The organism is Streptomyces sp. NPDC043861, from assembly GCF_056435905.1.
Genome location: NZ_JBWKDP010000008.1, coordinates 167,327 through 179,555, shown reverse-complemented (window position 1 = coordinate 179,555; position 12,229 = coordinate 167,327). Strand labels below are relative to the sequence as shown.

At 70.3% G+C, this 12,229-nt stretch carries 11 protein-coding genes and 2 tRNA genes; 9 read left to right on the top strand and 4 right to left on the bottom strand.

The window, feature by feature from the left end:
- Window positions 1-53 precede the first annotated feature (53 nt).
- Together AC068D_RS20190 and AC068D_RS20185 are read left to right on the top strand one after the other, a co-directional pair.
- A complete protein-coding gene (locus tag AC068D_RS20190; RefSeq protein ID WP_478824374.1) occupies window positions 54-1,007 on the top strand; it encodes a D-2-hydroxyacid dehydrogenase in 954 nt (317 codons plus the stop codon).
- On the top strand, window positions 997-2,430 hold the full coding sequence (locus AC068D_RS20185) for an amidase (protein WP_478824373.1): 1,434 nt from the start codon (window positions 997-999) through the stop codon (window positions 2,428-2,430). The genes AC068D_RS20190 and AC068D_RS20185 overlap by 11 nt, the downstream gene beginning before the upstream one ends.
- An 87-nt stretch (window positions 2,431-2,517) precedes the next feature.
- Here AC068D_RS20185 and AC068D_RS20180 read toward each other — a convergent pair whose 3' ends face one another.
- Window positions 2,518-3,009, bottom strand: a complete 492-nt coding sequence (locus AC068D_RS20180; protein ID WP_478824372.1) for a DUF3830 family protein — start codon at window positions 3,007-3,009, stop codon at window positions 2,518-2,520.
- Between the two features lie 42 nt (window positions 3,010-3,051).
- On the opposite strand from AC068D_RS20180, the gene ehuB reads away from it, so the two are divergent.
- The 6 genes from ehuB to AC068D_RS20150 all read left to right on the top strand — a co-directional run bounded on the left by ehuB (window position 3,052) and on the right by AC068D_RS20150 (window position 7,176).
- Entirely contained in the window at window positions 3,052-3,936 is an 885-nt protein-coding gene (ehuB, locus tag AC068D_RS20175; RefSeq protein ID WP_478824371.1) for an ectoine/hydroxyectoine ABC transporter substrate-binding protein EhuB, read from the top strand.
- The gene (ehuC, locus tag AC068D_RS20170; RefSeq protein WP_478824370.1) at window positions 3,933-4,670 is read left to right on the top strand and encodes an ectoine/hydroxyectoine ABC transporter permease subunit EhuC; all 738 of its coding nucleotides are present in this window, start codon (window positions 3,933-3,935) and stop codon (window positions 4,668-4,670) included. Before ehuB ends, ehuC begins: the two co-directional genes overlap by 4 nt.
- The gene (gene ehuD / locus AC068D_RS20165) at window positions 4,667-5,317 is read left to right on the top strand and encodes an ectoine/hydroxyectoine ABC transporter permease subunit EhuD (protein ID WP_478824369.1); all 651 of its coding nucleotides are present in this window, start codon (window positions 4,667-4,669) and stop codon (window positions 5,315-5,317) included. The genes ehuC and ehuD overlap by 4 nt, the downstream gene beginning before the upstream one ends.
- On the top strand, window positions 5,307-6,062 hold the full coding sequence (ehuA, locus tag AC068D_RS20160) for an ectoine/hydroxyectoine ABC transporter ATP-binding protein EhuA (RefSeq protein WP_478824368.1): 756 nt from the start codon (window positions 5,307-5,309) through the stop codon (window positions 6,060-6,062). Before ehuD ends, ehuA begins: the two co-directional genes overlap by 11 nt.
- Window positions 6,063-6,229: 167 nt before the next feature.
- On the top strand, window positions 6,230-6,988 hold the full coding sequence (locus AC068D_RS20155) for an IclR family transcriptional regulator (RefSeq protein ID WP_478824367.1): 759 nt from the start codon (window positions 6,230-6,232) through the stop codon (window positions 6,986-6,988).
- Window positions 6,989-7,102: 114 nt separating this feature from the next.
- A tRNA-Lys gene (locus AC068D_RS20150) sits at window positions 7,103-7,176 on the top strand.
- Between the two features lie 628 nt (window positions 7,177-7,804).
- Here AC068D_RS20150 and AC068D_RS20145 read toward each other — a convergent pair.
- From AC068D_RS20145 to AC068D_RS20135, 3 genes are all read right to left on the bottom strand, one after another.
- Window positions 7,805-8,392 (bottom strand): lytic polysaccharide monooxygenase auxiliary activity family 9 protein, encoded by a 588-nt coding sequence (locus AC068D_RS20145; RefSeq protein ID WP_478824366.1) that lies wholly within the window; start codon window positions 8,390-8,392, stop codon window positions 7,805-7,807.
- Between the two features lie 142 nt (window positions 8,393-8,534).
- On the bottom strand, window positions 8,535-10,355 hold the full coding sequence (locus AC068D_RS20140) for an SPFH domain-containing protein (protein WP_478824511.1): 1,821 nt from the start codon (window positions 10,353-10,355) through the stop codon (window positions 8,535-8,537).
- Between the two features lie 52 nt (window positions 10,356-10,407).
- A complete protein-coding gene (locus AC068D_RS20135; RefSeq protein WP_478824365.1) occupies window positions 10,408-11,751 on the bottom strand; it encodes a peptidoglycan-binding protein in 1,344 nt (447 codons plus the stop codon).
- Window positions 11,752-11,899: 148 nt separating this feature from the next.
- Between AC068D_RS20135 and AC068D_RS20130 the strand changes: the two genes are divergently transcribed.
- Window positions 11,900-11,973 (top strand) — tRNA-Lys (locus AC068D_RS20130).
- The last annotated feature ends 256 nt before the right edge of the window (window positions 11,974-12,229 follow it).

Genomic DNA, 12,229 nt, shown 5'->3' with positions numbered 1-12,229 from the left:
GCGAGCGTGGGTCAATCCGTACATGTCAGACGTTCAGAAACGGTTTCCCCGCGATGTCCGTCCCGATTCTTCTCGTCCTGGAAGCGGACCCTCCGCCGCGGCTCGGCCCCCTCACCGGCATGGCCGACGTCCGGTACGCCGATGAACGCTCCCTCGCCGCCGAACTGCCGCACGCCGACGCGCTGCTGGTGTGGGACTTCGCCTCGGAAGCGGTGCGCAGCGCCTGGCCCGGCCCGGGGCCCAGGCCGCGTTGGGTGCACACCCCGAGCGCGGGTGTCGACCGGCTGCTCTCCCCCGAGATCGTCGCGTCGGACACCGTGCTGACCAACGCCCGGGGGATTTTCGAGGAGCCCATCGCCGAATATGTGGCGGGACTGGTGCTCGCCATGGCGAAGGACCTCCCCGGCACGCTGGAGCTGCAGCGACGGCGGCACTGGCGACATCGCGAGGGCCTGTCGGTGACGGGCAGCCGCGCGGTCGTCGTCGGTGCGGGCCCCATCGGTCTGGCGGTCGCGCACCTGCTGCGCGCGCTCGGGGTGACCGTCGCCGTCACAGGCCGCACCCCACGTCCCGGGGTGCACGCGGCCGGGGATCTGGACCGGTTGCTCGGCGAAGCCGACTGGGTCGTCTGCGCGGCACCGCTGACGGAGGCCACACGGGGCATGTTCGACGCGCACCGGTTTGCGCTCATGCGGCCGTCGGCCCGGTTCATCAATGTGGGGCGGGGTGCGCTGATCGTCGAGGACGAACTGGTGGCGGCGCTCGGACAGCGGCGGATCGCGGGCGCGGCCCTCGATGTGTTCGAGCACGAGCCGCTGGGGCCCGGCAGCCCGCTCTGGGACGTCCCCGGCCTGATCGTCTCACCGCACATGAGCGGTGACACGGTCGGCTGGCGGGACCGGCTCGGCGCACAGTTCGTCGAGCTGTTCGCGCTGTGGACGGCCGGAAAGCCACTGCCGAACGTGGTCGACAAGAAACGTGGGTACGTCCCCTCTCATGACTCCTGAGCCGAACGCACCGACCGACCTGACTGCGCTGACCGCACGTCAACTCGTCAGCGGTTACGAGCGGGGCGACTTCTCCCCCACGGAAGCGACCCGCGCCGTCCTCGCGCGGATCGAGGCGGCGGAGCCGGTGGTGAACGCGTTCGTCCGGGTCGATACCGAGGAAGCCCTGGCCCAGGCCGAGGCCGCCACCGACCGCCGCTGCAGGAAGGAGCCGATGGGTCTCCTCGACGGTGTGCCGGTGACGATCAAGGACCTCCTGCTGCAGGCGGGAGGACCGACTCTGCGCGGTTCACGGACCGTACGCCCCGGAGCCTCCCGCTGGGACGAGGACGCCCCGGCCGTGGCCCGGCTGCGGGAGCACGGTGCGGTGCTCGTCGGCAAGACCACGACGCCCGAGTTCGGCTGGAAGGGCGTCACGGATTCCCCGCTCACGGGGGTGACGCGCAATCCGTACGACGTGTCACGGACCGCGGGCGGCTCGAGCGGCGGCAGTGCCGCGGCCGTCGCGGTGGGGGCGGCCCCGCTGTCCGTCGGAACGGACGGCGGCGGCTCGGTCCGTATCCCCGCCTCGTTCTGCGGGATCTTCGGGCTGAAGCCGACGTACGGCCGTATTCCGCTCTACCCCGCGAGCCCCTTCGGCACGCTGTCCCATGCGGGCCCGATGACCAGGGACGCCGCCGATGCGGCCCTGCTGCTCGATGTGCTCGCCGGACCCGACTGGCGGGACTGGTCCCAGCTGCCGCCCTCGGCCGCCACGAGCCAGGCGCTCACCGAGGGCGCCGACGGTGTGAAGGGGCTGCGGATCGCGTACTCGCCGTCCCTCGGCGGCCAGGTCGCGGTCCGGGCCGCCGTCGCCTCGGCCGTCCGTGGTGCGGTGGAGCGGCTTGCCGGGCTGGGCGCCTACATCGAGGAGACGGACCCGGACATCGCGGACCCGGTGGAGGCCTTCCACACCCTGTGGTTCAGCGGTGCGGCACGGCTGGTGCAGCACCTCGGCGCCGAGCAGCGCGCACTGCTCGACCCGGGACTGCGGGAGATCTGCGCGGAGGGCGAGCAGGCATCCGCACTGGACTACCTCACGGCCGTGGACGTCCGGATGGCGCTGGGCCGGCGAATGGGCCGGTTCCACACCTCCTACGACCTCCTCGTCACACCGACGCTGCCGATCACGGCGTTCGAAGCGGGCACCGAGGTGCCGGGCGGCTCGGGTCACCGCCGCTGGACGGGATGGACGCCGTTCACCTATCCGTTCAACCTCACCCAGCAGCCCGCCGCGACCGTGCCGTGCGGCATGGACGAGGACGGGCTGCCGGTCGGGGTCCAGCTGATCGGTGCCCGTCACCAGGACGCGCTGGTGCTACGGGCCGCACATGCGCTGTACGAGGCGGGTGCGGCGGCGATTCCGTCGGCCCCCGTCCCGTGACGTCCCGGAGCGGGCCGGACGGGCTCCGCACCGTCGCCGGCGGCGGCGCCCATGGTGAGTCTCGGTCATGCGGCGCCGCGCACACGGTCAGAGACGCCGGAAGGCCAACGTCTCGCCCAGCGCACCCGCCCGCCAGAGGTCCTGACACGCCTCGGCCATCCGGTCGAGTCCGTCGACCACCTGGCCCCACACGATGCCCGGGACCCATCCCGTATCACCGTTGAGCAGCAGGTTGTTGCGTTCGTAGAAGAGGGCGAGGTCCACGGTCACCGGGCGCGAGAGATCACGGTCATAGCCGTATGCAGCCGTCCCCAGCTCCGTACCGCTGAAGGTGAAGTAGCAGAGGTCGCCCGGGATGGGTGTCACCGTCGGGTTCTCCAGCGGTGGCTCCCGCTCCGCGAAGGCGGGAAAGAGGGCATAGATCTCGTTGCGCGCGTATTTCGCGTGATACACGTCACTGCCGAGCGGCAGTGCGTCCCACACCGTCCGGCAGGTCACGGGCGCCCGGTCGTCGAGGAGGCGCGCGGTGCAGTGCACCCCGCGTTTTGCGAGCGAAACGTCGATGAAGCGATCGGCCATTGGCTACGCATACCCCGGCTGAGGCCGGGTAGCCGCGCGCCCATGGCTCCCCACACCGCTCCACCCAACAGACATGCGATACGACGGCGCACCCTGCTGCTCGGCACCGCGGGTGCGCTCGGCGCCGCCGGGGCGGCGGGCTGCTCCCGCGTGCCCTCCGGCGACTCGCTCGCCCGGCTGAGATCCCAGGGCACCGTGCGTCTCGGCATCGCGGGCGAGAAGCCGTACGGCTACATCGACGACCAGGGCGAGTTCACGGGCGAGGCGCCCGAGCTCGCCAAGACCGTCTTCAAGCGGCTCGGCGTCGACCATGTCCAGCCGGTCGCGACCGACTTCGCCTCTCTCATACCCGGCCTGAATTCCCAGCAGTTCGACGTCGTTTCGGCCGGGATGTACATCAACAAGGAACGCTGCGCACAGGTCGTCTTCTCGGACCCCGAGTACCAGATGCTGGACTCCTTCATCGTGCGCAAGGGCAACCCGAAGAATCTGCGCAATTACGACGACGTCGTGCGGACCAAGGCGAAGTTCGCCACCGGAACCGGCTATGCGGAGATCGAGTACGCCGTCGCCGCCGGATACCCCGAGAAGGACATCGTCATCCTGCAGGATCAGGTGGCCGGACTGAACGCCGTCGAGTCCGGGCGCGTCGACGTTTTCGCGGGTACCGCGCTCACCGCCCGCGAGGTGGTGCGCAAGAGCAGCAAGGCCGAGGCGACCGAGCCGTTCGCGGCGGTCGTGGACGGCAAGAAGAAGATCGACGGCGGGGGCTTCGCGTTCCGCCCGACCGACACCGAGCTGCGGGACGCCTTCAACACCGAGATCCACAGGATGAAGAAGAGCGGTGAACTCTTCCGCATCCTGCGCCGGTTCGGCTTCTCCGAGAGCGAGATGACGGAGCTCACGGCGAAGGAGCTGTGCCGATGACAGCCGGACTCTGGCAGAACTGGGTGCTCCCGGGGATCTGGATCACCGTCCAGCTCACCCTCTGCAGCGCGGCACTGGCCGCGGTCGTCGCGTTCGGTGTGGGCATGGCCAGAACTCACCGCTCGCCCTTCGTCCGTTTTCTCGCGGGCTTCTACACCGAGGTGTTCCGCGGAACTTCGGCCCTGATTCTGATGTTCTGGCTTTTCTTCGTGCTTCCGCCCCTGCTGGGCTGGCAGTTGGTGCCGATGTGGGCCGCGGTGCTCGCGCTCGGTCTGTCGTACGGCGCGTACGGCGCCGAGATCGTGCGGGGTGCGCTGAACGCGGTGGCCCCGGCGCAGCGCGAGGCGGGCGTCGCGCTCAGCTTCACGCCCTGGCAGCGGATGCGGCTGATCGTGCTGCCGCAGGCCGTGCCCGAGATGATCCCGTCCTTCTGCAATCTGCTGGTGGAGCTGCTCAAGGGGACGGCGCTGGTGTCGCTCCTCGGGGTGGGCGATGTGTCGTTCGCCGCGTATCTGGTGCGGCTGGCGACGCAGGAGACCGCGCAGATCTACACCGTGACCCTGGTGATCTACTTTGTGCTCGCCTTCGTCATCACCCGCTCGATGAAAGCGCTGGAGCGCCGTACGAAGGCGAACGTGGGAGTGCTGCAGCCCCCTGGCGAGAGCCGAAGGCCCACCCGGAAAAGCACGCGCGTCGGCGCGCCGAGCACGGCTCTGCGAGGTGATCTCCAGTGACCTGGGACTGGTCCGCGGTGGCGGACTTCATGCCGCGCTTCTGGGACGGCGCGCTGATCACGCTGCAGGTCCTGGTGCTGGGCTCGCTGCTGTCGTTCACACTCGGCCTGGTGTGGGCGTTCGGACTGCGCTCCGGTGTGCGCGCCGTGCGCTGGCCGGTCGGGCTGCTCACCGAGTTCATCCGGAACACCCCCCTGCTGGTGCAGCTCTTCTTCCTGTTCTTCGTGCTGCCGGAGTGGGGTGTGCAGTTCTCCGCGCTGACGACCGGCACACTCGCCATCGGGCTGCACTACTCGACGTACACCGCTCAGGTCTACCGGGCCGGCATCGACGCGGTGCCGGCGGGCCAGTGGGAGGCCGCCACCGCGCTGAGCCTGCCCGCCCACCGGACCTGGTTCGCGGTGATCCTGCCGCAGGCGATCCGCCGGATCACGCCCGCGTTGGGCAACTACGTCATCGCGATGCTCAAGGACACGCCGCTGCTCGCCGGGATCAGTGTGCTGGAGATGCTCCAGCAGTCGCGCCTGGAGAGCGCCGCGACCTTCCAGTACACGGAGCCGCTGACGGTCGTCGGCATCGCGTTCATCCTCATCGCCTACCCGGCTTCCCTGCTCGTACGGACCCTGGAGCGCCGCCTTGCCCGCTGACACCCTGCCCAAGGAACTCATCCGCTTCACGAACGTCACCAAGCGCTTCGGGGAGAACACCGTCCTGGACGACCTCTGCTTCTCGGTACGCCCCGGCAAGCACGTCACGCTGATCGGACCGTCCGGCTCCGGCAAGACGACGATCCTGCGGCTGCTGATGACACTGGAACGGCCCGACGAAGGGACGATCGAGGTCAACGGCGGCCGGCTCCACCCGGCCGACGAGAAGCAGCGGCGCGAGGTGCGCAAGAAGATCGGCATGGTCTTCCAGCAGTTCAACCTCTTCCCCAACATGAGCGTGCTGCGGAACATCACGGAGGCACCCGTGCGGGTACTGGGCCTGTCCCAGGACGAGGCCGAGGAACGCGCCCGTGAGCTGCTCGATCTCGTGGGTCTGGCCGACCGCGTCGACGCCCGGCCGACCCAGCTGTCCGGTGGTCAGCAGCAGCGGGTGGCCATAGCCCGGGCACTGGCGATGCGGCCGCAGGTGCTGTTGCTGGACGAGGTGACGTCTGCGCTCGATCCGGAGCTGGTGGCCGGAGTGCTGGACGTGCTCAGGGACATCGCCCGCTCCACCGACATCACCATGCTCTGTGTGACCCACGAGATGAACTTCGCCCGGGACATCTCCGACGAGGTACTGATGTTCGACTCGGGCAAGGTCATCGAGTCCGGCCCGCCGGAGAAAATCTTCTCGGACCCGGAGCACGACCGTACCCGCGAGTTTCTCGGTGCGGTGCTCTGACCAGTTACTCTCCGGTTCAGGTTTGACAAGGGCATATGCCACTGTCGTGCGCCCCAGGACATGCCCACGGGACACCCGATATTTCTCGCCAACAGCCGTCCCGTGGGCGGTTCTTGGCGGCTATCGTGGTACGGAAGCTTGCGGTCACAACCTGGTAGGGGGAAACCGTGGCGCTGAAGCCGGAGCCGACCGCGCCGTTCCACTCCGTGCAGTACGCCCTCCGTGTGCTGGAGACGATCTCCAGGCACAACGGTGGTGTCACCGACGTCCAGATCGCCCGCGAGACCGGACTGCCCACCGGGCACCTGGCCTCCATGCTGCTGATGCTGCGACGCGAGGGCTACGTGGAGCAGGTCGGGGACGGTGCGTATGTGATCGGCGACTCGCTCGTGCTCCTGGGCTCCGGCGCCACACGTCGCGAAGCCCTGGAGCGCAAGCTGCAGGACACCCTCACCGAGCTGCGCGACTCCGTGGGCGCTGCCGTCTACATCAGCCGTTACATCGACGGAGAGGTCAGGATCACCCAGTACGCGGACGGCCCGCGCACGCCCAAGGTCAACGAATACGTCGACTTCCGCTCGGCGGCGCACGCCAGCGCGGTCGGCAAGTGCCTGCTCACCCAGCTCGACCAGAACGGCCGCCGGGACCATCTGTCGCGCCACAAGATCGCCCGGTTCACCTCGCGGACGATCACCAACGAGAAGATCCTCTTCTCGAAACTGGACGCGCAGCCGCCGACGGTGCCGGTGCTCGATCTCCAGGAGTACGCGGTGGGCACGGTCTGCGCGGCGGTGCCACTGACGGCCGGATCCTCCGTGGGCTGCCTCGCCCTCTCGCTCCCGATCGAGCACGCCCACCGGCTGCGCGCGGCGGCGGACACGCTGAACCGCAGGGCGGCCCCGGTGGTGCTGTCACTGGCCCTCTGAACCGCTCGCGGGGCGTGCCCACGGTGATCCCGTGCGGGCGGTCGGGAGCACACCTCCGGACCAGGTAGTATTACTTCTGTCGTCAGCCGCCGAAGGCGGCTGGAACGGCAGCCCGCGCCGCTAGCTCAGTTGGTTAGAGCAGCTGACTCTTAATCAGCGGGTCCGGGGTTCGAGTCCCTGGCGGCGCACTCCATGAGAGGCCCTCCGCAGCAATGCGGGGGGCCTTTCCGGTTCGTCACGACAGTGGAGCGACCCAGACCCCGGGCCGCCCGTCCGCGTTCGAGCGGGCACCCGGCCGTGGTCCGCGTACTCGTGCAGCAGAGCTGCACGTCCTCCCGTCCCGTCCGGCGACCGTGCAGCTCGCCGGTCAGCCGCCGCATGAATCGGCGCTCCACCCTCGGGTCGGCCCACCCCGACCCGACGCGGCATCCGGGACTGCATCCCGGCACAGTGGGCGGCATGCCCGTTTCCCGACCGCCGGGACCTCCTGCATCGGGAGCCCGGCGCCACGGGGGGTGGGGTCGAGGCCCGCGACGGCGGCCCCGGCCGGGGCCGCCGCGCCGATCCGGAGCGGGCGCTCAGGGGGTCGTGTCGAGCAGTGTCCCGAGGCGCGGCTCACAGCCCCGGGCAGCAGCTCTCCGGGCAGCGCCCGTGCGGCAGCGCCGGAGGCGATCATGAGGTGGCCGAGGACCAGGTCCTCGAACCTCGGCCCCGCCCCGTGATCACCACACCGGCGCGCCACGCGTTCCGCGTCGGCCTCACCGCTCCGGCGCCCCGAGCCTCGGCCACGGACACCGCGCGGCAGCCTGCCGATCGTCAGAACTGAACGTCCGAGCAGGCGTAGAACGCGTTCGGCGTGTCATTGATGGTCCACACCGCCAGGATCAGATGCCGGCCGGACTTCGCCGGGAGACCGCCCAAGTGACTGAGCGTCATCGGCGGCCGCTGACCGTTGTAGGGGATCGTCAGGAACGGCTGGGGATCGAGTGCCGCGCGGGTGAGCGGCCGGCTCGGGTCCCAGCCGTTCCTGGTGATGTAGTACCGGAAGTCGGTCGTCGCGTGATTGGCCGTGAACTGCCACCGGAAGGTGTGGTTCTGTCCCGACGAGACCCTGGTGGTGGGCCATGCACCACCACGAGGGTCGTCGAGCTGCGCGAAGCGGCTGTTGCCACCGGCGCAGATCCTTCCGTCGGCCGGGCCGGCCGCGGGGAACCCCTTGGGGCCCTCGACGCTCTGAGGCTCCCACTGGATCTCACCGCAGTTGGTCACAGTGCCGTTGGCACAGAGCTTCTGACGGCTGATCGGGGAATCGGTGTAGCCGTGGCTGCTTGCGCTGCCGGTTGCGAGGAAGGAGGTGCCCGCCACGGCGAGGCCGACCACGGCCACGCCTATTCGGTTTCGCATGCTGTCGCTCCTGGAGAACGTGGGGGAGTCCGATGAGCCGCTGCGCGGTGCACTGTTGCCGTGCAGCGCTTGTGCGATCGTGCACGTTCAGGTCTAGACCAAGTTCCAGATTATTGACGGCTGTTGAACATGTCCAGACCAATCACGGGCCTTCGGCTCCACCCGGGCGCCCGGTGCAGAAAGCCACCGTCAGATCCCGCACCAGGGCCTTGCGCTCGTAGTCGTCGAGCTCCACGAGACCGCGCATGGTGAGGCGCTGCACCGTGTCGTCGACCGCGTCCACCACCGAACCCAGCATCGCGTCCCGGTGCTCCGCCTCGATCGCGGCGACACTGCGACGGCTCATCGCGGCCGCGACCTCGGGGGCGTACGCGATACGCATCGGCTGGGCGGAGAAGATCTCGATGCCGACCGGCGCGCACTCCGCCGCCAGGGTCTTCGTGAGCACATCGCCGACGGCGTCGACATTGCGCAGGGTGGGCACGTCCCCGTGGCCGGAGCTTCCCGCCCCGAAGTCGGGGAGCGCGTCGGCGGGCAGCTGCGAGAGCACCCGGGCCATCGCCACCTCCACCTGCTCCCGCAGATACGTCTCGTGCTCCGCCACCGTCAGCACCGCGCGTGCGGTGTCCTGCACCCTCCATACGACGAGCACGACGGCCTGCAGTGCGGTGCCCTTCGCGTCGACGGCGGACATCGGCTCGCTGCGCCAATGACGCAGACGCACATCGACACGGCGGCGCAGGAGCAGCGGGCTCACCCACATGAGGCCGCAGCGGCGGACGGTCCCGCGGTACTCGCCGAACAGCGTCAGGACCCAGGCGTGGCCGGCGCGGCCACGGCCGAGACCACCGAGCGCGAACATCGCGACGCTCAGCCCGAGCACGAGCAGGACCCACTGACCGAAGCTGATGCCGTTGTACGGACGCATGCTCAGCCCGAACAACTCGGTCACCCTCGTCGGGTAGGCCCCCGTCCGGTACAGCACCCCCGCACAGCCGGCGAGCATGCCGGCTCCGATGAGCAGCCCGGTCCAGCCCGGCAGCACCGGCCCCGGCCGTTCACGCAGCTTCGGGTCGACGGGCAGCACGGAACGCGGGCTCAGCGTGAGGGCGGACGGGCCCGCGGCCACCGGCTTGCGCCCGGGAGGAACGACGACCGGAGCCATGGCCACGGTGTCGGGCCCTCCGTCGTCCTCACCCGGGCGGTCGCTCCCGGGCCCGGCGCCGAGGACGTTTCCGAGGCCGTCTCCCGAGCCGTCGCGGAACAGCTGGTGCACGGGGATCGGCCCGGTCGTCTCGGTCCCGATCCGGCCCCCGCGCCGCGCACCCGCACCGGCTCCCACCAGCCCCGGCCCGGGTGCACCATCGGCGTCGGCCGCGGATTCCGCGTCGGCCTCCGGCATCGTCGGCGCATGCAGTGCGGACGGTGCCTGCAGTGCGGTGGAGCCGGAACCGTCCGGCCCGCCATCGGCCCCGTGGCGCAACACCTCGGGCGCACCGGCGATGGTGCACACACCGGCGGGTACCCGCTCGGCGCCGGGATGGGCTCCGGCATCACCGGCGAGGGCATCGGCACCTGCGCCCGAAGTCCCCGGACCGGCCGGGGCCTCGTCCGGGGCCGGCGCATCGTCGGACTGCCGCTTGGACAGACCCGCCGCGGGAAGTGAACGCGCGGCCATGGCACCGGGCGCCTGCCCGGCCTCCGCGGCCCGATCGCCGGACGCGCCGTCGGGTTCCGGGGCGAACTGCGGAGGCCGGCCATCGGCGGCCCCCGTGCCCATGGAGCCGTCACCGGCGAAGGCGGCGACGGCCTCGCCGTGGCCCGCCGCCTCCGGCGCGCCGGGCGCGTGCTCACCGGGCGGGAAGCCGAACATGCCGTTCTCCGGGGCTGTTGCCGGCGGTTCCGGCAGGCGATGGAGTCCTTCCGGCTGGGGAGCCGAAGGGTCCTCGGGGTGGGGAGTCATAGTGGTCACCGGGCCGCCTCCTCGGGGCTGGCGTTGTCTGTGGGGCGATGGATCACGAGAAGAGCCGTCGCCAGGTCTCGGGGCCGGGGTTGCCGTCGGCCGCGCCGCCGCGCCATCCCTGGGCGCGCTGGAACGCCTCGACGTTGCGGCGGTCCAACTCGGTCCACTGCGGACCGGGCTCTGAGGTGTGGTGCTTGGCGAAGCCCCGCTCCACCAGCCGGCGGCGGAGCTTCTCCACGTGTGCGTTCGACTGACCGGGGCGGAAGCTGGCCCGGCCCGGGTAGCCCGGCACGGCGACCTGGGCATGGGGGACCGCCCTGCCCGTGCCGTTGACCAGGTGCCTCCAGGTGAGCGGGCCCGGCAGGCCGTCCGCCTGCTTGCCCGTCCAGCCCTGGGCCCGTTGGAACGCCTGGGTCGCCCGTCGGTCCGCCTCCGTCCACTGCGGCCCCGGGGTCCCGCCGGGGTAGCCGTTCGCACTCCATTGCATGAGCAGCCTCCCGAGCTCGGTCACGTACTGACTGGTCACTCCCGGTCCGAAGTGCTCCGCGCCGGGAAATGGCACAGTGGCGTCGCTCGGTCCGGCCGTCGCGCCGGGGCCGATGAGCCCTTTGTAGCGATATGCCACATAACGGCTGGAATTGCTCCAGTAGGCCATGGGTGTGACCTGCCTGCGGGCGTGCGGCTTCGCCAGTTCGTAGGCGTAGTAGTGGGTGTGCGTGAAGTCGGTCCAGCCGCCGAAGATCGTGACGTGCGAGCCCTTGGTGGGATTGGCGGTGTTGTGGAACAGCAGGATGTCGCCGGGCTGAAGGTCCTTGCGGGCCAGCCTGACCCCGAACTTCGCCAGGCTTCCGGTCCACTCGTTGCCCGGGAGGTTCCACGCCATCGAGACGAAGCCGGAGCAGTCCTGCCGGTAGCCGTCCCCCCAGAACTTGGTCATGGAGTACGGAACCCTGGCATCCACCCAGCGCTTGGCCCGGTCGATGATGCCCGCGCGGGTCATCTGCCTCAGCGCCGTCGCCGGCGCCCCGGCGGGGAGGGGCGGCCGGCTGCCGTGCAGCGGCCCCTGCCCGCCCTGCGGTGTGTCAGGTTCCGGATCCGGGACGGCCGGCGCGGCAGGCCCCGGTCCCGCGACCGGCTCCGGGTCCTGGGCAAGGACCGGGGCGGGGACGTCACCCGGCGCGGGCTCCACGGCCACGGCGGACGCCCCCGCAACGCCCATCACCACGCCGGCCGCGGTGGCCACGACCAGCGCGCGCCTGGCGGCATGCGCGGCCGAGTGCACCCCGGCGCCCATCGGCAGGGCGTACGCGCGGGTCCGCGCGCGCCGTTCCTGGACACACCCTGCACACGGGCAGTCGGCAGCGGGCTCGTACTCATCGAAGGCAGGAACCGTCATACGGCGCCCCTCCACACAGTCTTAACTGTCCTAACAAGTCACATTTTGACGGATCAAAGATAAAAAACGACCATCCGACAGGCCGGAACCGCGAAGGAAATGGTCGGGAGCACTCCCCGGCGTCGGGTAGAGTTCTCCAGGTCAGCAGGCGCCGCTAGCTCAGTTGGTTAGAGCAGCTGACTCTTAATCAGCGGGTCCGGGGTTCGAGTCCCTGGCGGCGCACACGGTACCGAAGCCCTCTCACCGAGTGTGAGGGGGCTTCGGTCGTTGCAACCTCGGATCACACCCGGCGCGCCTCGCCCAAAACGCCCCTATGGCCGGATATGGGACCGGCCTTGCGATCAAGGCTTGGGTCGTAGAACCTATCCTGGAGCCCGTGGCTCCAATGGGGCGACGGGCTCAAGCAGTTGGGAGCGGTTTGAGGGGGATGCTCCGGTTGTGCCGGCGACGGGGAGGGGACCCCGGTCGCGAGCAGATG